Here is a 23,524-nt window from a genome sequence, read left to right as displayed (position 1 = left end):
GGCATACTTATATATTGATCAAGAAAAGGAGGTATGTAACATGAGCGGAGGATACTCTAACGGATTCGCGTTGCTCGTAGTACTGTTCATTTTGCTTATCATCGTAGGTGCAGCTTACATCTACTAAGCAGCCCGGGGATCGCTTGCAACATAAGCGATCCTTTATTTTCACTAGCGCCTAATCGTTTCAAACATGAATTGCATAACATGTAATTGGTAAATAAAGTTTTTTACAGGAGGTGCTTTTTAAGATGGGTGAAGTTTTTGCAGGCGGATTCGCTTTATTGGTTGTGTTATTTATTTTATTGATTATCATCGGCGCTTCTTGGCTGTACTAATCAACATAAAAAAGCATAGCTGCCCAATCGCAGCTATGCTTTCTTTCGTTTTTACACTGTAAAGGAGATCTCCACAAACGAAGAGATCAGTAAAATTAATATAGATACATTAATAAATCGGAATACCTTATCTTGCCGCTCTTCAGGAATCTCTCTGACAAGGCATAATGTATTGGTGAGCCTGTTTATGAAATATAAAATAAACACGGCAGCCACGATAAAATAGAATAAAATGATGGGAGATTCCCCCTCTCTCTGAACTGTCCCATATTACATTACCAAATATTTATTAAAAAAGATAGAATGTAAATTGAAAAATCGCTGCCAGCACCAGGGGGTGGCTACTTTTCAACAAGAATATCCAAGCCGTCTGCTTCCTGATCAATAAAAGCGGTTTTCGGCGCTTTTATCAGCTTGAGGGCCAGCAGGAAGTCAGGCAGACAGTAGCCGGCGTGAATGCCCGAGATCATGCAGAAATAATGAGCGTGATTCGGAAACGCCAGTGCGGCGTAAAACAATACCGGTGTAATCAGCAAGAACGGGCTTACCAGTGAAATCAGCATTGTTGTTTTTGGTATTCGTTTCCATGTACGCATGCGCAATATGTAAAACTTTTTTTCTATTTTTCTTTTTTTGCAGATGATTGGCAGGACATGGATGACTTTATGTACAAATAAAATAACGACGAGCAAACCGCCGAATAAAGGTACATATTCATCGCTTAAGCTTGTGCCAGGCCGCAGCAACTCAAAAGCTAAAAAGGTAGAGATAAAAACCAAAATCATAAAACATACAGCAGTTAATATTATGCGAACGGCGCCATAATCCTTCATGAGATTTATGGTCTTCCAGCAATTCATCAAAGTCATCCTTCCATACATCTTGAGTAGAATCTCAAAATAATTTACTCCTCCCAAGAGAAAAAATCAATGCTTTTTTAAGAAAAAATATCATCCGGCAGGTATTTTTTTGAAACAAGCAAACAAACTGCGAAATATGGGGTTAGAACTTTCTTCTCAGTGAATTATCAGCTAAAATAAGATTAAAGATAGAAAGAAGTGGTGTGGATGGATTCGATGGATCATCGCATTGAGCGATTAGAATATTACATACAATTATTAGTGAAAACAGTAGATATGGACAGGTACCCCTTCTATGCGCTTCTCATTGATAAAGGGCTGAGCAAGGAAGAAGGGGAAGAGGTTATGGGGATATGCGATGAATTGTCGGAAGAGCTGGCAACACAAAAAGCGCAAGGATTTGTAACCTTTGATAAGCTCCTTGCGCTTTTTGCCGGACAGCTGAATGAAAAGTTAGATGTTCATGAAACGATTTTTGCCCTGTACGAGCAGGGGCTTTACCAAGAGCTGATGGAAGTCTTTATCGACATCATGAAGCATTTTGATTAACTGTTTACAGGTTCGAGCTCTTCTGCCGGTTCATCCGCCGTACTGTCCTTTGCTTTTTTCTTCAGTTTTCCGTTTACGCTTTCAAAGTCATTGTCAATATTGGTGAGTGACGTTTCGAAAATTTCCATAAAATCATCGCCGTAGATATGGCGTATCATACACATCATTTCTGCCACTTCAGGGAATTTTCCGAATAAATGGTACAGAGGCTGTGACCCTTTAAAAACAGCGTTTCGTGTCGGATCAAATTCCTCAAGCAAGCTCCAGAATACCTCGGTGCCTTCCTCAGTCAATTGGACGTATGTGTTCCGTTTATCGTTCAGCCGTTTGGAGAATCTTAAATATCCCCGTTCTTCCAGCTTTTTTGAAAAGTTGAATGCGGTTGATACGTGCATGACCCCGAATTTCGCGATTTCAGAAATGGAAGCTCCATTCAATTGATACGCAATCCATAAAATATGATGCTCATTAATATTCAGGTCATACGGTTTGAGCCATTGCTGCCAATCCTTCTCGATCGATTTCCAAAGAGCCTTGCTAAGCTGAGCCATTTTCTGGGTGAAGACCAGAGCTTCTTTCACATCATAGGGCGGTTCCACTCGATTCATTACGTCACCTGCTTCTCTTTTTCTTTTTCTCTATTATGCCAATAAAATAAAGATTAATAAAGATGAAAATGTAAGAATTTTTTAATAAATTCACAAACCATTGTGGCGGAAGGGTTTATCGGCCTAAAAAAAATACGGGTCCAATTTCGGCCCGCATTTTTTTCTTTTGAATAGGATATTAGTTTTGTAAGGTTTTCTCCAGCTGTCTGATTTTCTCTTCAATATCAGCAATTTCTTTTTGCAGATCCTGCTGGTGAGGCTTGATCTCTTCCTGCCATTTTTTAATTGACGTTTGGAGCTCGCCGCCTACGTCTTTAATCACATCTGTGCTTTCTTTTGCCGCCTTGATCAGCTGGTCTTTTAACGCAAGCCCGTCTGATTTTAAGCGTTTGATCGTTTCTTCTAAAGAATCATAATTGGTCTTCATTTTTTCACGCAGCTGCTTTCCTGAGGAAGGTGCAGTAAGAAGAACCGCTGCTCCTCCGATAATGCCGCCTACGAATAGTCCTGTTAATAGAGAACGTCCGCTCGCCATTACAATCACCCCGTCTTTTTCTTCAAAATAGGATTCATTCAGCATTTTTCATTTTTGTTGAAAGCCTGAACTTCTATACATAGCTTGCTTTATTTTAGCATATTTTTTAAGTGAAAAGGAGGGAGAAGGTTGTCTGTCTTTTTGATTGTGTTATCCTGCATCACCCTTGCCTTCGCTACAGGCGCTGTTTACTATATCAGACTTCTCAGCCAGGCTGCTTCTTATCCGCCCAAGAAGGTGATCCGGCAAAAAGCGCTTGTTTGTTCAACCGGAACCGCCTTTACACTATGTCTTATCTTTTTCACAAAACTCCTCGCTTAAAACATGCTGACATGCTGCGGGCGCTCTGTTTTAAAAAAACCTCTCCCGGAAGCGGAAGAGGTTTTGTGTGACAATTATTTAGCAGCTTCCATAAAGCTCGAACGTCTTAAAATGGTTTGCACAATCGGATAAATAATGATCATTGAGATTGTATTCAGCACAGCGGCCGGCAGAACAACGGCTGCGAACAATGCGGCGAAACCGCCAGGCAAACCGACGATCAATAAAGCTGAAGATAGAAACACAATTCCCGATAAGATGGTCCCGATTACTGTCAGCACAGCGGCTGCACCTGTTTTCCGGCTCTTTCTGAACAAGAGAAACAGGGAGAAGAACAGAAACGCTGATACGGGTTTGTCGATGATGTTAGGGATCTGTCCGGCTGGAAATGCGGTTGTAAGCGCGGAAATGATTCCGGTCACCATCCCGATGACGAGTACGTTTTGCACCCGCGGGAACAGCAGAATGCCCATGAACATCATGATCAGCATCATATCTGGTTTCATGCCGCCTAAAAAGGGCGGAATAATGGAATGAAGCGCTGCGCCGATTGCGGCAAACAGAGCCATAATGACTAACTCTTTTGTTTTCATATCTATGCTCTCCTCTGCTAAGCTTTTGCCCTCCAATAATATGCTCATCATTTATTGCGAAGGCTTTATAAGAATGTGTTATGCAAACAGTATACCAAACGAACGGTTTGCATAGCCAGACTTTTTACTCATTTTCCTGCTGGAATTTCTTCATGAACGCCGCTAGTTTTTCACAGTCTTCAAGAGACACCGCGTTATAAATAGAAGCGCGGCAGCCTCCCACTGAACGGTGTCCGCCAAGGCCGACCATCTTCGCATCTTTTGCTTTTTGAACGAATGTTTTCGTTAATTCGTCATCCCGAAGCGTGAAGGTCACATTCATGCGTGAGCGGCTGTCCTTTCTGGCATGTCCTTTATAGAATCCGTTGCTTTCATCAATACAGCTGTAGAGAACCTGCGCTTTTTGTTCATTGCGCTGTTCAGCGGCTTCCACACCGCCGTTTTCCTTCAGCCACTCCAGAACAAGGCTCAGCATATAAATCGCAAATGTCGGCGGAGTGTTGTAGAGTGAATCCGCTTTGACATGCGTGGAATATTTCAAGATTTTTGGGACGTTCGCATTTTCATTTTGCAGCCAGCTTTTTTTCATGATAACTACAGTCACGCCGGAAGGGCCGAGGTTCTTTTGGGCGCCTCCGTAGATCACGTCAAATTTGGACACATCGATTTTTCTGCTCAAAATGTCGCTGGACATGTCGGCGACGAGCGGAATTGGGGAATTCGGGAACTCCTGCCACTGAGTGCCGAAAATCGTATTGTTGGATGTGATGTGTAAATATGCGCCGTCTTTTACATCCGTAAGGTCAATCTCCGGAATATAGCTGTAATTGTCTGTTTCACTTGTAGCGGAGATAGACGTGTTCCCGAACAGTTTCGTCTCTGCCAGTGCTTTTTCAGACCAAGCACCTGTCATGACAAAATGCGCGGTTTTTTCAGGTGTTAAAAAGTTCATCGGAAGCATTGAGAATTGAAGGCTCGCCCCGCCTTGAAGAAACAAAATATCGTAATCTTCCGGAATGCCCATCAGTTCGATTAAGAGGTTTTTCGCTTTTTGGTGCACCGCTTCATACTCTTTGCTGCGGTGGGAAAGCTCCATAACAGACATGCCGGATTCGTTAAAATCAATAAATTCTTTCTGTGCTTTTTGCAGAACTTCCAATGGCAGCGCTGCAGGACCTGCGTTAAAATTCGTTGTACGTTCCATCATGATCTCTCCCTGTTTTCCACGTTAATGTATAAAATAATACAATTATCCTATCACAAAAATTCAGTTTTTTGATAAAAAATTAGAATTATCAAAAGAAATTGACGGATGTTTGCGAAATGTTCACAAATAAAATAACCTCATCTTATGATGAGGCCAGGCGTTTTGCGATAGAGGAAGAGATATTCTGCAGATCTTCCGGTTTATAATCATCAGCATGCGTTTTCCAAACCGCTCCGAATCCATCTCCTTTTCCATAGCGGGGGATAATATGCATATGGTAGTGGAACACAGATTGTCCAGCTTTTTCTCCGTTATTGTTCAGCGTATTTAAGCCGATCGGTTCAAATTCATCCCGGATAGCGCGGGCGATTTTCGGAACAGCATGGAAATATTGTTTTGCTAATTCATCTGTAAATTCATACACATTCTCAATATGTGTTTTCGGAATGACAAGCGTATGGCCTTTTGTCACTTGGCTGATATCAAGAAAGGCAAGTACATGTTCATCTTCATACACCTTCGCGGATGGAATGTCGCCGGCGATAATTTTACAAAAGATACAATTCTCTGCACAATGCATGAGGGTTCCTCCTTATGAAATTGTTTAATATGTATACACTCATCGTACCACAGAAATGCAGAAAATAGAAAACAGGATGAACGGCGAGCGTTCACCCTGAATGCAGAGGAAGAGCTTATATGAAGAAAATGTGTTATGCCTTTGGTAAGCACCTCATTTGTCAATAAAATGAAGACTTGTTTAATGCCTAACGATTCCTGCGATAAACACCTCATTTGACAATTTGCTTCATACATGAAGAATTCATCAATTCAGTGAAGAGAAATGGTTTGAGCATTGGACATGTTTATTTTCTATCCAACTGTTTCTAAGACGTCTTTGACAAACACCTCATTTTTCAGTTGATATGCTTTTCCTCTACGACTATTATGATGTCCAGAACCCTGTCTCTTTATGACAGCAAAATCATCATTTGTTAAAAGGGAATTGTTTCAAATCAAGCCTTGTTTTTGGTACTATGAAGAAAAACACTATAAGGGGAGAAACTATGTCTCTGCTATCGGTAAATGACTTAACCGGCGGATATACAAGAAATCCGGTTTTAAAAAACGTATCATTCACCCTTGAACCGAATCAAATAGTCGGCTTAATCGGGCTGAATGGTGCTGGCAAAAGTACAACAATCAGACACATCATCGGGCTGATGGACCCGCATAAAGGTTCAATCGAATTAAACGGTAAAACCTTTGCTGAGGATCCGGAAGGCTACCGTTCACAATTCACCTATATACCTGAAACACCTGTTTTATATGAAGAACTGACTTTGATGGAGCATCTTGAATTGACAGCCATGGCATATGGCCTGTCAAAAGAAACAATGGAGAAAAGGCTGCCTCCGCTATTAAAGGAATTCCGAATGGAAAAGAGATTGAAGTGGTTCCCGGCCCATTTTTCCAAAGGGATGAAGCAGAAGGTAATGATTATGTGCGCATTTTTGGCAGAGCCTGCGCTCTACATTATTGATGAGCCTTTTCTGGGGCTTGATCCGCTTGCCATTAACGCGCTGCTTGAGCGGATGAATGAAGCGAAAAAAGGCGGGGCGAGCGTGCTGATGTCAACGCACATTTTGGCAACGGCAGAACGCTATTGTGATTCGTTTATTATTTTACATAACGGCGAGGTGCGGGCGCGCGGCACGCTGTCAGAGCTCAGAGAGCAGTTTGGAATGAAAGACGCGGCTCTGGACGACTTATATCTTGAGCTTACAAAGGAAGACGCTGGCCATGAATAATATGCTTGATATTTGGCAGTCGCGGCTGCAGGAGCATATCAAAGAAACAAGAACATACATGAAATATATGCTCAACGATCACCTCGTCATTGTTTTGATCTTTTTTCTAGCGGGCGCTGCAAGCTGGTACAGCAAATGGATACGGGACATCCCCGCTCACTTTCCATCCTTTTGGGTGATGGCCGTGCTGTTTTCGCTCGTGTTGACAAGCTCTTATGTGCGAACGCTTTTGAAGGAGGCTGACCTAGTTTTCTTATTGCCTCTTGAATCAAAAATGGAGCCTTACTTGAAGCAGGCGTTTGTCTACAGCTATGTGTCTCAGCTGTTTCCGCTGATTGCACTGAGCATCGTTGCGATGCCGCTTTATTTCGCAGTCACCCCGGGGGCTTCACTCGTTTCGTATGCCGCGGTCTTTGTCCAGCTTTTGCTGCTGAAAGCGTGGAATCAGGTGATGGAATGGCGCATGACCTTCCAAAACGACCGCAGCATGAAGCGGATGGATGTCATTATTCGCTTTGCGGCGAATACGCTCGTTCTTTATTTTGTTTTGCAATCTGTTTATATGTATGCGCTTCTTGTCTATGTCATTATGGCAGCTCTTTATCTGTATATGTCTTCGGCAGCAAAACGGAAAACGTTTAAATGGGAGAGCCATATCGAGTCCGAATTGAGACGCAAGCAGCGTTTCTATCGGATTGCCAACCTGTTCACTGATGTGCCGCATTTACGAAAGCAAGCGAAACGCAGAGCGTATCTTGACTTTTTGCTGCGGCTCGTGCCGTTTGAACAGCGCAAAACATTTGCCTATATGTTCACCCGCGCCTTTTTGCGTTCGAGTGATTATTTGGGCATTCTCGTCAGGTTAACGATCATTTTCGCGCTGATCATCATGTATGTCTCAGCCAGCCCGCTGATTGCAGGGGTTTTGACTGTGTTTGCCATTTTCATTACGGGTATTCAGCTTCTGCCGCTCTTCGGCCACTTTGACCATCTGGCGCTTCAAGAGCTGTACCCTGTGAAAAAAGAAACGAAGCTGAAAAGCTATTTCTCTCTATTAAGAACTGCACTTAGTGTTCAAGCGCTGCTGATGTCTGCTGCATCTGCCTATGCAGCCGGCTTGACCGGTTTTGTTTACGCGCTGATCGGTTCTGCCGTTCTGATTTTTGTTGTTCTGCCGTCTTATATGACAACCAGACTGAAAAAACATGGCAAGCTGTGAGCTTAAAAAAGGGGTAGTTAAATGACAGATAATCAGCTGATGCAGGAAGCCCTTCAATGGAAAATGCATTTTTTGCGAAAGGATTCCATGTTTGAACGCTTTTCGAAGCGTGTGCAAACGAAGGTGAATGAGCGGATTCCTGAAAAAATCCATACGGTCGTCACTGAGAGCGTGAAAAAAATGGTGGAAGCGACGATGGCGGGCTCCAATATCATTACCTATAAGAAGGATACAAGCACACTTTCGCTAAGTGAAAAGAACGAATTGGCGAAAAAAACGATTGCTTCTTATCAGAAGGTGGCGGCTGCTGAGGGAGTCGGCACTGGAGCAGGCGGCATATTTTTAGGCATTGCCGATTTCCCGCTGCTGCTTTCTATTAAGATGAGGTGTTTATTTACTTTATCCTCAATATATGGCTTTGATGTGAAGGATGCACAAGAAAGAATGTTCCTGCTGCTCGTGTTTCAGCTTGCGTTTTCGAGTGATGATGGCCGAAAATCGCTTTTTTCTGTCATCGAAAATTGGGAGACGGAGAAAAAGAGCATCGACTGGAGAGTGTTCCAGCAGGAATATCGCGATTATATCGACGTCGTGAAGTTTTTTCAGCTTTTGCCGGGCGTAGGAGCGGCAGTCGGCGGGATTGCCAATTATAAGCTGCTGGCTCAGCTTGGTGAGACGGCAAGGCACGTTTTTCATCTGAGGATAATAAAGGAAACAGCCGGAGAATAAACATTCCCGGCTGTTTTTTTATAGCTTATGGTAGGTGATCGCGGCGCCTGCAAGGACCTTGGCTGCTGTCAGCATTGCTTTTTCATTAATATCAAATTTCGGATGGTGATGGGAATAGACCCGCTCTGGCTGTTCAAGAGCGGCACCTGTAAAGAAAAAAGTGCCTTTCACGTTTTGTAAGTAATAAGCAAAATCCTCGCCGCCCATTTGCGGTTCACCGGCAATGACCTGCTGAACACCCTCTATGTTTTTGGCGATGCTGGCCAAGTGGCTCGTTTCTGCAGGATGGTTCACAACCGCCGGATAGCCCCGTTCATAGTTATACTCATAGGACGCGCTGTGCATACTGCAAACCCCTTTTACAACCGCTTCAATTTCTTTTTCCAGAATGTCTTGGACATTTTCATCAAAAGAACGTGCTGTACCGATGAGTACTGCTTGGTCTGCGATGACATTAAATGGATTGTCTGCGATAAAGGAGCCTGTCGAAATGACGGCGGATTGAATGGGATTGACCTTGCGGCTGACAATGTGCTGCAAAGAGGAAACGATTTGTGAACCGATCAGGACAGCGTCTTTTGTATCATGCGGATGAGCACCGTGGCCGCCCTTTCCAAGGACTTTAATCGTAAATCGGTCCGCCGCTGCCATTACGGCGCCGGGGCGGCAAAGAATGGTTCCGAGCGGTTCGGTTGCCCAAAGATGAGTGCCGAATATCACATCCACGTTTTCGAGACAGCCGTCATCAATCATTGGCTTTGCGCCTCCTGGATAATATTCTTCCGCATGCTGGTGGATCATCACAAAAGTTCCCTTCAGCTCATGTCTGTTTTGGTGAAGAACCTTGGCGACTGCGAGAAGAGTTGCCGTATGGCCGTCGTGGCCGCATGCGTGCATGACACCGGGCACTTTGGAGGCGTAAGGGACGTCTTTTTCATCTTGAATGGGGAGAGCGTCAAAGTCAGCCCGCAAAGCGACTGTAGGACCTGGTTCGCTTCCTTCTATATATGCTAAAATCCCTCTGCCGCCGACATTCGTGCGGATTGGGACTCCTAGCGATTCATAATAGGAAGCAATAAATGCGGCGGTTTTTTCTTCTCGAAACGAGAGCTCAGGATACATATGGAAATGGCGCCTGATCTCAATCATTTCTTCAAAACAGCTGTCGAGCTGTTTGTTTATCTCTTTCTGCAGTGTGGATATGGACAAAGCCGCTTCCCCCTTTTCTATGCTTTTCCATGATTGTATAGGAAAATTCTGAAAACTTCAACTTACGCTGTTTTAAAGCATCATCACGGCTGCGATTGTTGTCACGAAAAGGCCAATCGCGACGGGAATGAAGTTTTTTCTGGCTAGTTCAAATGGATCAACTTTGCAAATGGCCGCAGCGGGAATCAACGCCCATGGGACCAGTGTGCCTCCACCCACCCAAATGGCAGAGATTTGTCCGAGTGCGGTCAGGACGGCGGGGTCGGCATGGAGAGCGGACGAAAAGAGCTTTGCAATGGAGCCGGCGAGAGAAATGCCTGAAAATCCTGAGCCGTCGAGGCCCGTTATGGCTCCAGCGGCAGTTAATGCAGCGGCGGCAAGCTCTTTTGACATAGGCATCATATGGGATAAAGCAATGCCGAGATCGTTGACAATGCCGTGGGAATCTTTAGGGAGTGAAACGCCTATTATGCTTTCATAGCCTGAGTCCCCAAGATAAAAGAAAGCGGCAATCGGGATGACAGGGCCGAAAACCTTAAAACCGAACTTAAACCCGTCAATAAAATAGCCGGTGATTTTTTCAAGCCCTTTATGCTTATACACGAGAATATGAACGGTTAGGAGGATACAAATCGCAGACCCGCCAATTAACGCGGTTGCATCATTTCCCTGCAGGTTAAACAAGAGCATGCAGGCAATATCAGCAAGAAAGACAAGCGGAATCAAAAAAGCCAGAATGGACCGCATGCGTTTTGGCAAGAACAGTGAGTTGTCTTGATCGCCGGAAAAAACGGGGGAAATAGAAGCGGGATGCTCCTGTTTTCTGTGCTCGCGCTGAATCATGATAAAGGCAGCGGTTGTTGTTGTCACACCCATAATCAGCACAAGCGGAATGCTGGCCGAGACGACATCACCCACTGGAATGCCTGCTGCATCCGCAGTCAGCTTTGGCGCCGCCTGAATGACAAAGTCTCCTGACAAGGCAAAACCATGTCCGAATAAGTTCATGGCCATGGCTGCTGCAAGAGGCGTCAAACCGGCGCGTGCGGCTGCCGGGAGCAGGACGGCGCCGATCAAAGCGACACCCGGAGAAGGCCAGAAGAAGAGAGAAATGGCGAACATCAGGCCTCCAATCAGCCAGTAGGCAGTCACGGGCCCTTTCACAAGGCTTGTAAAGGGAGAAATCATCGCTTCATTTATCCCTGTTTTTGTTAATAAATCACTCATCGAAACGATAAAGCAAATGATGAAAATCGTGGGCAGCAGTTCGCCGGCCGCATAGATAAAGCTGTGGAACAAGCTGCTGACAGAAGCTGAAAGTGAATGGCTGGCCCATAGCGATATGATAAAAATGCCGAATAAGGAAATAAAGGTCGTATCTTTCCGCAGCAGCATAAATAGGATAATCGCCCCGATAAACAACACGTATAGAACATGGATAGGCAAAATCCCGACTTCCATCATTAATCACTCCTTCCGCTTCCTACAGATTATTCATAGGCGGGCGGAAGGTGCGGGACAGAAGTCTGGGTTATGATGGAAGATCAGCATTGATACGTTTCAGCTGTTCAGTTAAAACATGCTTTTCACTTTTTTCTGTTGCGCTGGACAGCAATCAGGAGAAAACATAACAGCACCGTCAGCAAGCCGCTGTTTTCTGTAGGCGATGATGCTTTCCGCAGGTTCTAAATATGAACCATCCTCGTGCTGCATCTCGTACCCGTCAATCCCTTAAACCCGCAGACTGGGCAAGTATGCTTCATTTTGCTTTTCTCCCAATAAATAAGCTGCCGGACATGCCGGCAGCTATTCGACAGCGAAATATGTGGTGACGTACGAAGGCCGGGAGAAGATCGACGTCGTGTCAATTCCGGCAGACGTGCCACGTTTTTTGTGGGCTTCCTTGTAAGAACCGGACTGCTGCCAGTCTTGAAAGGCACTTTCCGTTTCCCACAATGTCAGAATGACATAGGTGTCACTGTCAAGCGGACGGAGCACTCGAATTGCTTCAAAGCCAGGCTCATTTTCGACTTTTCCCGCTCTGTTTTTAAATCTGTTTTCAAACAGCGGTCGCCCTTCCTGAGTGACGGCAATATTGTTCAATACTGCAAAACCGGGATGCTTGATCTCTCCGACTTGGTCAATGACTTCATAAGCATGTGGTGCCTGGAAAACGGTATCTCCGTTTGTTTCATGAATCAAAATCGCGTTTTCCTGCCCCTGCATCAAAAGGATATGCTCTGAGGGATGCTTCTCAACGATCTTTTTTAAAAAATCGGCTGTCCCATATGTAATATAAACCTTCATATCAGCCACCTCCTGCTTGCTAGTATACCAAAACAATGGTATAAGTTTCTATTGGCGAGTGCTTCGAACATAATTCCAAACAATTTTTCCCATACTACCCTTAGAAAGGCGAGGTGAGTTCATGTTTAAGATAAAGAAAAAGAAACTTTTTATACCTATCATTATTTTAGTGTTAACTGCTTTTCTCGCTTTAATAGGATATATTTCAATTATTCTTCTCGGCCATTATGTCATAGATGAAAAGAAGCTGATACTTCATGCTTCTTCAAAAATTGTTGATCAAAACGGCGATGAGGTTGCAAGCCTGTATACAGAAAATCGCGAGCCGGTTTCGATCAATGAGATTCCCAAGCAAGTCAGAGAAGCGTTTATCGCTGTTGAAGATAAAAGATTCTATGAGCATCACGGCATTGATGCGAAATCTGTCGGAAGGGCAGTGTACCGCGATATATTAGCAGGCGGAAAGGTGGAAGGCGGAAGCACAATCACCCAGCAGCTTGCCAAAAATATTTTTTTGACACATGACAAAACGTTTCTAAGAAAAACAAAAGAAGTGATCATTGCGATCAATCTTGAACGGGATTACAGCAAAGACAAGCTGCTTGAAATGTATTTGAACCAGCTTTACTTCGGACACGGGGTCTACGGCATACAAGCGGCGTCCCACTATTATTTTAATAAAGAAGTAAAAGATTTGACTGTATCTGAAGGCGCTGTTTTGGCCGCTATTCCAAAGGCGCCTTCTACGTACTCTCCGATTTTGCACCCTGATAAAAGTAAGGAGCGGCGTGATACAATTCTAGGTATGATGAATGACCAAGGCTATATCAGTGCGAAGGAGGCTGTCACCGCGCAGGGCCGGACGCTTGGACTGCACGTGAAGAAACAGTCGGAAACACCTTGGTTTGACAGTTACATTGACCTTGTGATCAAAGAGGCAGAAGACAAGTATTCCATTTCCGGAGAGCAGCTTCTTCAAGGCGGATACACGATCAAGGTGCCGCTTGATTCGAAGCTGCAGAAGACGGCTTATCAGGTGATGAAAGAGGGAAGCTATTATCCCGGAACAGATCAGAATGCCGAGGGAAGCGCGGTCTTTATTAATAACAAGACAGGCGGTGTAGAAGCGGCCATCGGCGGAAGGGATTACACATCCAAAGGATATAACCGTGTCACAGCTGTCCGCCAGCCGGGTTCCACATTTAAGCCGCTCGCAGTATACGGACCGGCGATGCAGGAAAAGAAATTTAAGCCATATTCTCTATTGAAGGATGAGTTGCAGTCCTACGGAGATTATACGCCGAAAAACTACGACAGCCAGTATGAGGGCGAAGTCACTATGTCTGATGCTATTACGTATAGCAAAAACGCGCCGGCTGTCTGGACGCTGAATGAGATCGGCGTCGAAACAGGAAAATCTTATTTGAAAGCAAACGGCATTGATATTCCTGATGAAGGGCTTGCTCTTGCTCTAGGCGGCTTGGAAAAAGGCGTTTCACCGCTTCAGCTTGCCGGCGCATTTCATACATTTGCCGCGAATGGGACGTATACTGAACCGTTCTTTATCTCAAGCATAATAGATGAAGACGGGGAAACAATAGCCGATCATAAAGGAGAAGGAAAACGGGTATTCAGCAAGCAGACGTCCTGGAATATGACAAGAATGCTGCAGCAGGTAGTCAAAAAAGGAACGGCCACGTCTGGCATCTATCACGGCGATCTGGCGGGAAAAACAGGTTCTACAACTTATACAGGCGTCTCCGGAGCGACAAAGGACGCCTGGTTTGCAGGCTATACGCCGAAAATAACCGGGGCAGTCTGGATGGGCTATGACAAAACGGACCGAAATCATTATTTAAAATCCGGGAGCTCGTACCCGACGCGGCTGTTTAAGGATATTTTGACACAGGCAGGAGAAACCGGTGCTGTGTTCACAAAGCCTAAAAACGTCAAAGAACTGGAAAGTCCGATTGAGCTGAAGCCGGTCAAAACACTTACAGCCGATTACACATTTAAAGCAGCGGGGCTCTTTACTATTGAATTAAAGTGGGATGCCCAAGAGGATGATCGGGTTGTATACAGAATTTATGTAAACAAGGACGGAAAGGAGACGCTTCTTGATTCGGTTGAAGGGAAGGGGAGCTATGAAATCCCTTATGCCAACTTGTTTTCGGGCGCGTCATATAAAATTGTGCCTTATAATTCACAGACAAAAAGAGAAGGGGAAGGAACCGATTACGTTCAGCCGAAATTGTTTTCCTCTTAATGGAATTCGGCGATTTTTTGAACTTTGAGCTTCATTTCTATACCATTTGCCTAAAACAAGGTATAGTGTAATAAGTCAAGAAATACGAACGTATGGTTGCAGTATGAAAGGTGGAAATCAGATGAGTAAACGAGAAACGTTTAACGAGACGTTTTTAAAAGCTGCGCGGGGAGAAAAAGCGGATCACACGCCTGTGTGGTATATGAGACAAGCAGGTCGCTCACAGCCGGAATATCGTAAGCTGAAGGAAAAATACGGATTGTTTGAGATCACCCATCAGCCCGAACTTTGTGCGTATGTCACAAGACTGCCGGTTGAGCAATACGGAGTCGATGCTGCAATCCTATATAAAGATATCATGACTCCGCTTCCGTCAATTGGTGTGGATGTTGAAATCAAAAACGGGATCGGTCCTGTGATTGATCAGCCAATCCGGTCTCTGGCGGACATTGAAAAACTCGGCCAGATTGATCCGGAACAGGACGTGCCGTACGTGCTTGAGACGATTAAACTGCTTGTCAATGAGCAGCTGAACGTCCCGCTCATCGGTTTCTCAGGTGCGCCTTTTACGCTTGCCAGCTATATGATCGAGGGCGGCCCATCTAAAAATTACAATAAAACAAAAGCCTTCATGTACAGCATGCCGGATGCATGGAATCTGCTGATGTCCAAGCTTGCCGACATGATCATTGTGTATGTGAAAGCGCAGATTAAAGCAGGCGCAAAAGCGATTCAAATCTTTGATTCGTGGGTCGGCGCGCTGAATCAGGCAGATTACAGAACATACATCAAACCCGTGATGAACCGGATCTTTTCAGAGCTTGCCGGGGAGAATGTGCCGCTGATCATGTTTGGCGTTGGTGCAAGCCACCTGGCAGCTGACTGGCATGACCTTCCTCTCGATGTTGTCGGGCTGGATTGGAGACTCAGCATTGATGAAGCCAGATCAAAAGGAATCACCAAAACAGTGCAAGGCAACCTGGACCCGTCCATTTTGCTTGCGCCATGGGACGTCATTGAGAAGAAAACGGCGGAAATACTTGATCAAGGAATGAAATCGGACAACTTCATTTTTAACCTGGGACACGGGGTATTTCCTGACGTCAGTCCTGAGGTCTTGAAAAAACTGACAGCATTTGTCCATAAATATTCACAAAACAAGAAAATAGGTCAATATTCCTAAGCATATCTTTTGGTATCATGGTGATATCCTGTCAAAATGTTTGTATCAGATCATTAAAGAGGGTGTAAACAGTGAGTAGAAAGAAAATGGGGCTTCTCGTGATGGCGTACGGCACGCCTTATAAAGAAGAAGATATCGAACGTTATTATACACATATCAGAAGAGGCAGAAAGCCTGAACCTGAAATGCTTCAAGATTTGAAAGACAGATACGAAGCAATTGGCGGCATTTCACCGCTTGCCAAAATCACAGAAGAGCAGGCACATAATCTGGAACAGCACTTGAATGAGATTCAGGACGAGATCACGTTTAAAGCGTATATCGGACTGAAGCATATCGAGCCATTTATTGAAGACGCTATAGCAGAGATGCATAAAGACGGCATTACAGAAGCAGTCAGCATCGTGCTGGCGCCGCATTTCTCCACGTTCAGCGTTCAGTCCTACAATAAGCGTGCCAAAGAAGAGGCTGAAAAACTCGGCGGTTTAACGATTACGTCTGTTGAAAGCTGGTACGATGAACCGAAGTTCGTTAAATATTGGGTTGACCGAGTGAAGGAAACATATGCGTCAATGCCTGAGGATGAAAGAGAAAATGCGATGCTCATCGTATCCGCGCACAGTCTGCCGGAAAAAATCAAAGAATTTGGAGACCCTTATCCGAACCAGCTTCATGAATCGGCGAAATTGATTGCTGAAGGCGCAGGCGTTTCCGAATATGCTGTCGGCTGGCAAAGTGAAGGGAACACGCCTGATCCATGGCTCGGACCTGATGTTCAGGATTTAACTCGCGATTTATTTGAACAAAAAGGCTATCAAGCGTTTGTATATGTTCCTGTCGGGTTTGTCGCGGATCACTTAGAAGTGCTTTATGATAATGATTATGAATGCAAAGTGGTTACAGACGATATCGGCGCAAGCTATTACCGGCCGGAAATGCCGAATGCCAAGCCTGAGTTTATTGATGCTTTGGCAACAGTCGTATTAAAAAAATTAGGACGTTAAAGAAGGCGATGAACATGAGTGACGGAAAAAAACATGTAGTCATCATCGGCGGCGGCATTACCGGTTTAGCCGCCGCCTTCTATATGGAAAAAGAAATCAAAGAAAAGAATCTGCCGCTTGAGCTGACACTTGTTGAGGCAAGTCCGAGAGTCGGCGGAAAAATCCAGACTGTCAAGAAAGACGGATATATCATCGAAAGAGGGCCAGACTCATTTCTGGAACGGAAGAAAAGCGCCCCGCAGCTTGTTAAAGATTTAGGTCTTGAGCATTTGCTTGTCAACAATGCGACAGGACAATCCTATGTGCTTGTAAACCGCACCCTGCATCCAATGCCGAAGGGCGCTGTAATGGGGATACCGACAAAAATTGCGCCGTTTGTTTCTACGGGTCTGTTTTCCTTGTCCGGTAAGGCGAGAGCTGCTATGGATTTCATCCTGCCTGCAAGCAAAACAAAGGATGATCAGTCATTGGGAGAATTCTTTCGCAGACGTGTCGGAGATGAAGTGGTCGAGAACTTAATCGAGCCGCTTCTCTCAGGGATCTATGCAGGCGACATTGATAAGCTCAGCCTGATGTCGACATTCCCGCAGTTTTACCAGACGGAACAAAAGCATAGAAGCCTGATTCTCGGCATGAAAAAAACAAGGCCTCAAGGCTCAGGCCAGCAGCTGACGGCAAAGAAACAAGGACAGTTCCAGACTCTGTCAACCGGATTGCAAACCCTTGTTGAAGAGATCGAAAAGCAATTAAAGCTGACGAAGGTGTATAAAGGCACAAAAGTGACCAAGCTCAGCCGTGGCGGCTCTGGCTACTCGCTTGAACTGGATAACGGTGTCACACTTGATGCTGATTCAGTAATTGTGACTGCTCCGCATAAAGCGGCTGCGGGAATGCTTTCTGAGCTTCCTGCCATTTCCCATTTGAAAAATATGCACTCCACATCCGTGGCAAACGTCGCTTTAGGCTTCCCGGAAGGCGCCGTCCAAATGGAGCATGAGGGAACGGGCTTTGTCATTTCAAGAAACAGTGATTTTGCGATCACAGCCTGTACGTGGACGAACAAAAAATGGCCGCACGCAGCGCCGGAAGGCAAAACGCTGCTTCGGGCATATGTCGGAAAAGCCGGAGACGAATCGATTGTCGATCTATCAGATAATGACATTATCAACATTGTGTTAGAAGACTTAAAGAAAGTCATGAACATAAACGGCGAACCGGAAATGACATGTGTCACCCGATGGCATGAAAGCATGCCGCAGTATCATGTCGGCCATAAGCAGCGCATCAAGGAACTGCGTGAATCACTGGCAGCCGCATATCCGGGTGTTTATATGACAGGCGCTTCTTTTGAAGGTGTCGGAATACCCGACTGCATTGATCAAGGAAAAGCTGCCGTGTCTGACGCGCTTACCTATTTATTCAGTTAAAACCTCCGCCATAAAGCGGAGGTTTTTTTATGCTGTGCGATGGCAATATTGTGTAAAAAAATGATTGAATTGAGCAGCAGGTTATGATACATTTGCATATGTACTTAATGACTGAAATGTTCAAACGGTCAGTTTTGGGGTGATATACGATGTCAATAGATCGAAAAAAGCTCATTTTGGAGGCGGCTACAAAGTCTTTCACGCAGTTCGGGTATAAAGCGACGACCATGGACCTTGTCGCAAAGCTTGCGAATGTGGGGAAGGGAACCATTTATACTTTTTTCAAAAACAAAGAAGAACTGTTTGACGAGATTTTCACAACTTTATTGAAGGAAATGAAGCAAAAAGCGGATGAAGCGATGGAGCCGAACCTTCCGTTCCATGAAAATGTGCACAGAGCGCTGTTTGCCATTCTGGAGTTCAGGAAAACACATCAGCTGACGATTAAGATTTTCCAAGAGAATGCCGAGATTGGTACAATGGCAGTTCAGGAAGTGATCCAGAAAATGGAGCAAGCCATACTGTCTTATATCAAAAGTAAGATTGAAGACGGGATCAAAAGCGGCGCAATCAAGCCTTGCGATCCTGAATTGACGGCCTTTGTGATGCTGAAGCTTTATATCGCGCTCATTTTTGACTGGGAAAAACAACATCCCCCGCTTGATAAAGAGACAATTGCGGAACTGCTTGAATTGTATGTTGTCAATGGATTGTCAGCCAACTAGATAATCCTTTCTCTTTGCAAGAAAATGACCATTTTTCATGATGAGTCAGTTTTAGAATGGAGGCATCAGGATGAACACAATACGAAGTCAGTGGAAAGACATCGTAACAAGTAAAAAATTATTGATTCCCATCATCGCCATTTTGTTTGTCCCGCTTATTTACAGCGGCGTATTCTTAAAGGCTTATTGGGACCCGTACGGCACAGTTGACCAGCTGCCTGTCGTTGTCGTCAACCAAGACAAGGGCGCAACGTATGAAGGAGAAAAACTTCAAATTGGTGATGATCTGGTCAAAGAATTAAAGGATAATAAAAACTTTGATTGGCATTTTTCCAATGATCTAGACCAATCGTTAAAGGACTTATTAAATCAAAAATATTATTTAGTTGTCGAGATTCCTGAGGATTTTTCTAAGAATGCCAGCACTGTGTTGGACAAAAATCCGAAAAAATTGGATCTGAAATACCATACAAATGCCGGTTCCAACTATGTAGGGGCAACGATCGGCGAAAAAGCGATTGATAAACTGAAAGCCTCTGTGTCTAAAGAAGTGACCGAGCAATATACGAAAGTTATTTTTGATAACTTTAAAGATATCGCAAAAGGGTTGAGCGACGCGAGCAGCGGCGCGAAAAAAATTGATGACGGCACAAAGGATGCGAAAAACGGAAGCGCCCAGCTGAAAGGAAATCTGGCGAAGCTGAAGGAAAGCACCGCTACCATCAGTGACAAAACAGCGCAGCTTGCAGATGGAGCGGCTCAGGTGACGAGCGGCATCCAATCACTTGACAGCTCGCTCGGTAAATTCCAGGACAGCAGCAACCAGATTTATGATAAATCTAGTCAGCTTGCAGCAGGATCAGGCAAGCTGACGGGCAAACTGAATGAATTGAATGCCGGCCTTCAAAAGGTGCAGCAGGGCTTGCCTAATCTTACAAACGGGCTGGATCAGCTCAACAGTAAAGCGCAAGAAGGTTCTGAAAAAGCAGCAAAAGCGGAAAAACTCATAAATGCGCTCGATTTAACACAGCTTGAAACAGCTGTGAACAATCTGGAAAAGTCAGAAACTGCGATGAAGGAATTTAAAAAACAGCTGTCTGACTTTGAAAACAGCTTGAAAAACCGTGATCAGGCATTCAAAAATCTCATCAACTCGAGTGATTTCTTAACAGCGGAGCAAAAAAGCCAGCTGATTAATTCTGTTGAAAAGCAGCTTCCGCAAGTTGATGCGCCTGATTTTGATGAAATTTTAAGTGGACTTCCTACAGCTGATCAGCTGCCTGACATCGCAACGATAAAAAGCTCATTGGAAGATGTGAAAGCGGAGGTTGCCCAGGTGAAGGCATTGCCGGAAGCTACCTCTAAGCTTTATAACGGTGCAAAAGCCACTCAAGACGCGATTGACCAATTATCTGCTGGATCTGAGAAAATATACAATGCGTCACAGCAGGTGACAGATGGCCAAACTAAACTGACAGCCGGCATTGGTGAATATAATAAGCAGTTCGCAAAAGCAAAAGCGGGCTCAGAGCAATTGGTGACAGGAAGCAGCCAAGTATCCGGCGGATTGTTTAAGCTGTTAGACGGGTCTAAACAGGTCCAAAGCGGATCATCAAAACTGGCCGACGGATCTGCATCACTTGATACAGGCTTAGGCAAGCTATTGGACGGCACAGGGGAGCTGTCTAATAAGCTGAAGGATGCGGCAGATCAAACAGGAGATATCGATGCTGATGATCAAACATACGGCATGTTTGCGGATCCGGTGAAAACCAAAGATGATGCCATTCATTCCGTTCCTAACTATGGAACAGGGCTGACACCTTATATCCTGTCAATGGGCTTATATGTCGGCGGCATCATGCTGACGGTTGTCTTCCCGCTGAAGGAGGCGTCAGGACGTCCGAGAAACGGTTTTGAGTGGTTCTTCAGCAAATTCAATGTCATGATGCTTGTTGGAATCATTCAATCGCTGATTGTGGCGACAGTTCTTCTATTGGGAATTGGGCTCGAGGTAGAGAGCACGTGGAGATTTTACGTGTTTACGATTATTACAAGTCTCGCTTTCCTAGCGATGATTCAATTTTTGGCTACCACAATGGGCAACCCTGGACGTTTTATCGCAGTCATTATTTTAGTGCTGCAGCTGGGAGCAAGCGGAGGAACCTTCCCGCTGGAATTGCTTCCGAATTTCTATCAGGTCATTCACGGCGCATTGCCGATGACCTACAGCATTAACGGATTCAGAGCGGTCATTTCAAACGGGGACTTTGGCTACATGTGGCAGATGGCCGGCGTCTTAATCGGCATCGCCCTTGTCATGATTATCTTAAGCATTACCTACTTTACAGTGTTAAGCCGGAAGGAAAAAACATCGGAAGAACAGCCGGCTTCATAAAGAAAAAGAACTTGTTTCCTTGGAAACAAGTTCTTTTTTTTGTTACATTCCCCATCTAATAAGCAATCCTGTATAGGTTAATCCGCCGCCAAATCCGAAAAGCATCACGGTTTGATCTTTTTTCAGCTTCCCTGCTTTCACTGCGAGATCAAGCGCCAAAACAATGGAGACCGAAGACGTGTTTCCATAGTATTCAACACTAGTGAGCGTTTTTTCAATCGGGAAAGGTGTTTTTTCACAAATTGACTCGATCATGCGCAAGTTGGCGCTGTGAGGAACAAACCAATCGAGACCATCAGAGCTGAGTCCTGCTTTATGTAAAAGCCGTTCAAATTCGCCAGGGATTGTTCTTACGGCCCATTTATATACTTCGCGGCCGTTTTGGACCATTTTCCCGGAGCCAGCAAGCTCCACACCGTTTATTTCATTTCGCAGTCCGGCACGATACAAAATATCGCCTCCGTTCCCGCTTGTTCCTTGGACAGAGGCAAGAAATCCTGGCGCCTCTTCCTCTCGCTCCACTAACAGCGCACCCGCGGCGTCGCCGAACAGAACGCATGTCGTTCGATCGGTATAATCCGTTACCTTTGACAATGTCTCCCCGGCGATGACGAGAATTTTTTGATGAAGGCCGGATGTGATCAATCCATTTGCCAAATGAAGACCGTATGTCAGTCCGGCGCACGTCGCATTAATATCCAGCGCGCCGGTGTTTTCCCAGCCGAAATATTCCTGTACGCGGCATGCCGTACTCGGAAAGGCGTAATCGGATGTTGTTGTGGCAACGAGGATCATATCGACATCATCAAGTGTGCCTTTATAGCGGCTCTTGAGGTCCTTCACTGCTTCGATGCATAAATCAGAGGTGAACTGCTGTTCATCTGCAATCCGGCGTTCTCTCATGCCTGTACGCTGAACGATCCATTCATCAGATGTATCAACGATCTTTTCTAAATCAGCATTGGTTAAGCGTCTGCTCGGCGCATATGTGCCGATAGCTGTAATTTTTGCTTTTGACATATGAATCACTCCTTATGATCAGATTATAACACTAGATATTAGTATCTGGTACTAAAAAGAAGGTTTTTTGATAAAAAAAGAGAAGTGTAGGATAGGGAAGCTATGAAATAGAAAAAGGAGGCTGAAAAATGGTCAGTCAAGAAGCAGTAGTCTTTTTGGCGTTATCCGGGGCTATTGCGTTTCTGTTGCCGATCGGGCTGATTGTGTGGTTTAAGCGGAAATATGGCGCCTCGCTTAAAGTGTTTTTTATTGGCGCTCTTACGTTTTTTGTCTTCGCACAGCTGCTGGAAGGCGGCGTTCATGTGTATGTACTGCAAGTGAATGAAGTGACAAAAGAAGCGATGCAACATCCTTTGTGGTATGGCATTTACGGCTGCTTGATGGCCGGCATTTTTGAGGAGTGCGGAAGGTATTTGATGATGCGATTTTTTATGAAGCGCCATCGTACTTGGGCGGATGGCCTGGCTTTCGGGGCAGGCCATGGCGGGCTTGAAGCCATCCTGATTACAGGTTTGTCCTCTATCTCACTTATTGTATACGCATTTGCTATCAATAGCGGGACGTTTGAACAGCTTTTGGTCAATGGCGACGTCAAACAGGCGCTTTTGCCGATACAGGAGCAGCTGCTGCATACCCCTTCGTATGAATGGCTGCTGGGCGGAATAGAAAGAATCAGCGCCATTGCTGTCCAAATCGGGCTGTCGCTGCTAGTCCTGTACGCGGTTAAAAGCCGCCGGCCGCTGTTTTTGTTGTATTCTATTCTTTTACATGCACTGTTTAATGTCCCGGCGGTTTTATATCAAAGAGGAATCGTAGAGCATGCCGCTGCTGTTGAAATCATTGTTGCTTTTATGGCTGCTTTATCAGTGTATTGGATTGTAAAAGCAAAAAGGCTGTTTCAATAAAAGGTCCAAGCAGCAGCAAAGCCCGCTTGGAAAAATGTGAATGGAAATATTCATTAAGCATGGGTCATCAGAATATTTCTGATTCAGTCTTTAGCAATGACAGCAAGAATGTCTGTGTTTTTTACAAGAGAAACAATGGTGTTTCTTTTTCTTCTTCTCGCAAGGGTCATGGCATTCTTTCTTTTTCTTGCAATGGTCGTGGAAATCTTTATCGAACCACTCGTCAAAGAACCAAAAATCATCGAACCAATCGTGACAACGACATTTCTGTTCATGTGAATGACGACAGCACATAGAAATCCCTCCTCTT

The 23,524-nt window shown here is 44.9% G+C and carries 27 protein-coding genes; 15 read left to right on the top strand and 12 right to left on the bottom strand.

What is annotated here, in order from left to right:
* Nucleotides 1–40: 40 nt before the first annotated feature.
* The gene (gene yhzE1 / locus NZD81_RS10620) at nt 41–127 is read left to right on the top strand and encodes a sporulation protein YhzE1 (protein ID WP_003327753.1); all 87 of its coding nucleotides are present in this window, start codon (nt 41–43) and stop codon (nt 125–127) included.
* A 124-nt stretch (nt 128–251) separates the two neighbouring features.
* Nucleotides 252–338: a sporulation protein YhzE2 gene (gene yhzE2 / locus NZD81_RS10615; RefSeq protein WP_003155248.1), complete on the top strand. Its 87-nt coding sequence runs from the start codon at nt 252–254 to the stop codon at nt 336–338.
* Between the two features lie 51 nt (nt 339–389).
* Here the strand turns inward: yhzE2 and NZD81_RS10610 are convergent, their stop codons facing one another.
* Both NZD81_RS10610 and NZD81_RS10605 read right to left on the bottom strand, forming a co-directional pair.
* Nucleotides 390–572, bottom strand: coding sequence for a hypothetical protein (locus NZD81_RS10610; protein ID WP_024571667.1), 183 nt, complete (start codon nt 570–572; stop codon nt 390–392).
* Between the two features lie 107 nt (nt 573–679).
* On the bottom strand, nt 680–1,198 hold the full coding sequence (locus tag NZD81_RS10605) for a DUF3267 domain-containing protein (RefSeq protein WP_040083567.1): 519 nt from the start codon (nt 1,196–1,198) through the stop codon (nt 680–682).
* Nucleotides 1,199–1,405: 207 nt separating this feature from the next.
* Between NZD81_RS10605 and NZD81_RS10600 the strand changes: the two genes are divergently transcribed.
* A complete protein-coding gene (locus NZD81_RS10600) occupies nt 1,406–1,747 on the top strand; it encodes a YhaI family protein (protein ID WP_014663397.1) in 342 nt (113 codons plus the stop codon).
* On the opposite strand, the gene NZD81_RS10595 is transcribed toward NZD81_RS10600, so the two are convergent.
* Nucleotides 1,744–2,355 carry an HTH-type transcriptional regulator Hpr gene (locus NZD81_RS10595; RefSeq protein ID WP_014663398.1) on the bottom strand — a complete coding sequence of 204 codons (612 nt, stop codon included), beginning with the start codon at nt 2,353–2,355 and terminating at the stop codon, nt 1,744–1,746. The two genes, NZD81_RS10600 and NZD81_RS10595, sit on opposite strands and share 4 nt — an antisense overlap.
* A gap of 178 nt (nt 2,356–2,533) precedes the next feature.
* On the bottom strand, nt 2,534–2,890 hold the full coding sequence (locus tag NZD81_RS10590; protein WP_040083814.1) for a YtxH domain-containing protein: 357 nt from the start codon (nt 2,888–2,890) through the stop codon (nt 2,534–2,536).
* A 129-nt stretch (nt 2,891–3,019) separates the two neighbouring features.
* Between NZD81_RS10590 and yhzF the strand changes: the two genes are divergently transcribed.
* On the top strand, nt 3,020–3,211 hold the full coding sequence (gene yhzF, locus NZD81_RS10585) for a membrane protein YhzF (protein WP_014663400.1): 192 nt from the start codon (nt 3,020–3,022) through the stop codon (nt 3,209–3,211).
* A 74-nt stretch (nt 3,212–3,285) separates the two neighbouring features.
* Here the strand turns inward: yhzF and trpP are convergent, their stop codons facing one another.
* The 3 genes from trpP to NZD81_RS10570 all read right to left on the bottom strand — a co-directional run bounded on the left by trpP (nt 3,286) and on the right by NZD81_RS10570 (nt 5,591).
* The gene (trpP, locus tag NZD81_RS10580; RefSeq protein WP_282374133.1) at nt 3,286–3,804 is read right to left on the bottom strand and encodes a tryptophan transporter TrpP; all 519 of its coding nucleotides are present in this window, start codon (nt 3,802–3,804) and stop codon (nt 3,286–3,288) included.
* Between the two features lie 124 nt (nt 3,805–3,928).
* Nucleotides 3,929–5,008 (bottom strand): 3-phosphoserine/phosphohydroxythreonine transaminase, encoded by a 1,080-nt coding sequence (serC, locus tag NZD81_RS10575; protein ID WP_041521287.1) that lies wholly within the window; start codon nt 5,006–5,008, stop codon nt 3,929–3,931.
* Between the two features lie 145 nt (nt 5,009–5,153).
* A complete protein-coding gene (locus NZD81_RS10570; protein WP_003233231.1) occupies nt 5,154–5,591 on the bottom strand; it encodes an HIT family protein in 438 nt (145 codons plus the stop codon).
* Nucleotides 5,592–6,078: 487 nt separating this feature from the next.
* Here NZD81_RS10570 and ecsA point away from each other — a divergent pair, with 487 nt between their 5' ends.
* The 3 genes from ecsA to NZD81_RS10555 are packed head-to-tail and all read left to right on the top strand — an operon-like array spanning nt 6,079 to nt 8,770.
* Nucleotides 6,079–6,822, top strand: coding sequence for an ABC transporter ATP-binding protein EcsA (gene ecsA / locus NZD81_RS10565; protein WP_014663403.1), 744 nt, complete (start codon nt 6,079–6,081; stop codon nt 6,820–6,822).
* Entirely contained in the window at nt 6,815–8,041 is a 1,227-nt protein-coding gene (ecsB, locus tag NZD81_RS10560) for an ABC transporter permease EcsB (RefSeq protein ID WP_071582288.1), read from the top strand. The genes ecsA and ecsB overlap by 8 nt, the downstream gene beginning before the upstream one ends.
* Before the next feature lie 21 nt (nt 8,042–8,062).
* Complete coding sequence (locus tag NZD81_RS10555; protein WP_069839091.1) at nt 8,063–8,770, top strand: EcsC family protein; 708 nt, start codon at nt 8,063–8,065, stop codon at nt 8,768–8,770.
* Nucleotides 8,771–8,788: 18 nt separating this feature from the next.
* Here NZD81_RS10555 and sndC read toward each other — a convergent pair whose 3' ends face one another.
* The 4 genes from sndC to hmoB all read right to left on the bottom strand — a co-directional run bounded on the left by sndC (nt 8,789) and on the right by hmoB (nt 12,286).
* Nucleotides 8,789–9,979 carry an N-acetyl amino acid acetylase SndC gene (gene sndC / locus NZD81_RS10550; protein WP_282374134.1) on the bottom strand — a complete coding sequence of 397 codons (1,191 nt, stop codon included), beginning with the start codon at nt 9,977–9,979 and terminating at the stop codon, nt 8,789–8,791.
* A gap of 72 nt (nt 9,980–10,051) precedes the next feature.
* The gene (locus tag NZD81_RS10545) at nt 10,052–11,443 is read right to left on the bottom strand and encodes a hypothetical protein (protein ID WP_282374135.1); all 1,392 of its coding nucleotides are present in this window, start codon (nt 11,441–11,443) and stop codon (nt 10,052–10,054) included.
* A 108-nt stretch (nt 11,444–11,551) separates the two neighbouring features.
* Nucleotides 11,552–11,692 (bottom strand): hypothetical protein, encoded by a 141-nt coding sequence (locus tag NZD81_RS21280; protein WP_250634793.1) that lies wholly within the window; start codon nt 11,690–11,692, stop codon nt 11,552–11,554.
* Between the two features lie 93 nt (nt 11,693–11,785).
* Entirely contained in the window at nt 11,786–12,286 is a 501-nt protein-coding gene (gene hmoB, locus NZD81_RS10535) for a heme-degrading oxygenase HmoB (protein ID WP_014663410.1), read from the bottom strand.
* A 121-nt stretch (nt 12,287–12,407) separates the two neighbouring features.
* On the opposite strand from hmoB, the gene NZD81_RS10530 reads away from it, so the two are divergent.
* From NZD81_RS10530 to NZD81_RS10505, 6 genes are all read left to right on the top strand, one after another.
* Complete coding sequence (locus NZD81_RS10530; protein ID WP_282374136.1) at nt 12,408–14,552, top strand: transglycosylase domain-containing protein; 2,145 nt, start codon at nt 12,408–12,410, stop codon at nt 14,550–14,552.
* 121 nt (nt 14,553–14,673) lie between these two features.
* Nucleotides 14,674–15,735, top strand: coding sequence for a uroporphyrinogen decarboxylase (gene hemE / locus NZD81_RS10525; protein ID WP_282374137.1), 1,062 nt, complete (start codon nt 14,674–14,676; stop codon nt 15,733–15,735).
* A gap of 71 nt (nt 15,736–15,806) precedes the next feature.
* A complete protein-coding gene (gene hemH / locus NZD81_RS10520) occupies nt 15,807–16,739 on the top strand; it encodes a ferrochelatase (RefSeq protein ID WP_282374138.1) in 933 nt (310 codons plus the stop codon).
* Nucleotides 16,740–16,753: 14 nt separating this feature from the next.
* Nucleotides 16,754–18,166, top strand: coding sequence for a protoporphyrinogen oxidase (hemY, locus tag NZD81_RS10515; protein ID WP_103031822.1), 1,413 nt, complete (start codon nt 16,754–16,756; stop codon nt 18,164–18,166).
* Nucleotides 18,167–18,315: 149 nt separating this feature from the next.
* Nucleotides 18,316–18,891 carry a TetR/AcrR family transcriptional regulator gene (locus NZD81_RS10510; RefSeq protein WP_040083551.1) on the top strand — a complete coding sequence of 192 codons (576 nt, stop codon included), beginning with the start codon at nt 18,316–18,318 and terminating at the stop codon, nt 18,889–18,891.
* A gap of 70 nt (nt 18,892–18,961) precedes the next feature.
* Complete coding sequence (locus NZD81_RS10505; protein ID WP_040083550.1) at nt 18,962–21,289, top strand: YhgE/Pip domain-containing protein; 2,328 nt, start codon at nt 18,962–18,964, stop codon at nt 21,287–21,289.
* Between the two features lie 42 nt (nt 21,290–21,331).
* Here the strand turns inward: NZD81_RS10505 and fabHB are convergent, their stop codons facing one another.
* Nucleotides 21,332–22,309 carry a beta-ketoacyl-ACP synthase III FabHB gene (gene fabHB, locus NZD81_RS10500; RefSeq protein WP_040083549.1) on the bottom strand — a complete coding sequence of 326 codons (978 nt, stop codon included), beginning with the start codon at nt 22,307–22,309 and terminating at the stop codon, nt 21,332–21,334.
* Between the two features lie 128 nt (nt 22,310–22,437).
* Between fabHB and NZD81_RS10495 the strand changes: the two genes are divergently transcribed.
* Together NZD81_RS10495 and NZD81_RS10490 are read left to right on the top strand one after the other, a co-directional pair.
* The gene (locus tag NZD81_RS10495) at nt 22,438–23,214 is read left to right on the top strand and encodes a YhfC family intramembrane metalloprotease (RefSeq protein ID WP_014663418.1); all 777 of its coding nucleotides are present in this window, start codon (nt 22,438–22,440) and stop codon (nt 23,212–23,214) included.
* 114 nt (nt 23,215–23,328) lie between these two features.
* Complete coding sequence (locus tag NZD81_RS10490) at nt 23,329–23,493, top strand: hypothetical protein (protein WP_170295641.1); 165 nt, start codon at nt 23,329–23,331, stop codon at nt 23,491–23,493.
* Nucleotides 23,494–23,524 lie beyond the last annotated feature (31 nt).

Origin of the sequence: Bacillus sp. B.PNR1, from assembly GCF_030386235.1 — a bacterium.
Lineage (GTDB): Bacteria > Bacillota > Bacilli > Bacillales > Bacillaceae > Bacillus > Bacillus stercoris.
Note: the sequence above shows the minus strand (reverse complement) of the source record. Positions and strands in the feature narration are given on the sequence as shown.

Coding starts and splice junctions, on each gene's coding strand:
- yhzE1 (WP_003327753.1), top strand. CDS start 41: ATGAGCGGAGGATACTCTAACGGATTCGCGTTGCTCGTAGTACTGTTC.
- hmoB (WP_014663410.1), bottom strand. CDS start 12,286: ATGAAGGTTTATATTACATATGGGACAGCCGATTTTTTAAAAAAGATC.
- hemY (WP_103031822.1), top strand. CDS start 16,754: ATGAGTGACGGAAAAAAACATGTAGTCATCATCGGCGGCGGCATTACC.
- ecsB (WP_071582288.1), top strand. CDS start 6,815: ATGAATAATATGCTTGATATTTGGCAGTCGCGGCTGCAGGAGCATATC.
- yhzE2 (WP_003155248.1), top strand. CDS start 252: ATGGGTGAAGTTTTTGCAGGCGGATTCGCTTTATTGGTTGTGTTATTT.
- ecsA (WP_014663403.1), top strand. CDS start 6,079: ATGTCTCTGCTATCGGTAAATGACTTAACCGGCGGATATACAAGAAAT.
- serC (WP_041521287.1), bottom strand. CDS start 5,008: ATGGAACGTACAACGAATTTTAACGCAGGTCCTGCAGCGCTGCCATTG.
- fabHB (WP_040083549.1), bottom strand. CDS start 22,309: ATGTCAAAAGCAAAAATTACAGCTATCGGCACATATGCGCCGAGCAGA.
- hemE (WP_282374137.1), top strand. CDS start 14,674: ATGAGTAAACGAGAAACGTTTAACGAGACGTTTTTAAAAGCTGCGCGG.
- NZD81_RS10545 (WP_282374135.1), bottom strand. CDS start 11,443: ATGATGGAAGTCGGGATTTTGCCTATCCATGTTCTATACGTGTTGTTT.
- NZD81_RS10510 (WP_040083551.1), top strand. CDS start 18,316: ATGTCAATAGATCGAAAAAAGCTCATTTTGGAGGCGGCTACAAAGTCT.
- NZD81_RS10590 (WP_040083814.1), bottom strand. CDS start 2,890: ATGGCGAGCGGACGTTCTCTATTAACAGGACTATTCGTAGGCGGCATT.
- NZD81_RS10495 (WP_014663418.1), top strand. CDS start 22,438: ATGGTCAGTCAAGAAGCAGTAGTCTTTTTGGCGTTATCCGGGGCTATT.
- NZD81_RS10505 (WP_040083550.1), top strand. CDS start 18,962: ATGAACACAATACGAAGTCAGTGGAAAGACATCGTAACAAGTAAAAAA.
- NZD81_RS10570 (WP_003233231.1), bottom strand. CDS start 5,591: ATGCATTGTGCAGAGAATTGTATCTTTTGTAAAATTATCGCCGGCGAC.
- NZD81_RS10600 (WP_014663397.1), top strand. CDS start 1,406: ATGGATTCGATGGATCATCGCATTGAGCGATTAGAATATTACATACAA.
- NZD81_RS10530 (WP_282374136.1), top strand. CDS start 12,408: ATGTTTAAGATAAAGAAAAAGAAACTTTTTATACCTATCATTATTTTA.
- NZD81_RS10595 (WP_014663398.1), bottom strand. CDS start 2,355: ATGAATCGAGTGGAACCGCCCTATGATGTGAAAGAAGCTCTGGTCTTC.
- NZD81_RS10555 (WP_069839091.1), top strand. CDS start 8,063: ATGACAGATAATCAGCTGATGCAGGAAGCCCTTCAATGGAAAATGCAT.
- NZD81_RS21280 (WP_250634793.1), bottom strand. CDS start 11,692: ATGCAGCACGAGGATGGTTCATATTTAGAACCTGCGGAAAGCATCATC.
- trpP (WP_282374133.1), bottom strand. CDS start 3,804: ATGAAAACAAAAGAGTTAGTCATTATGGCTCTGTTTGCCGCAATCGGC.
- NZD81_RS10605 (WP_040083567.1), bottom strand. CDS start 1,198: ATGAATTGCTGGAAGACCATAAATCTCATGAAGGATTATGGCGCCGTT.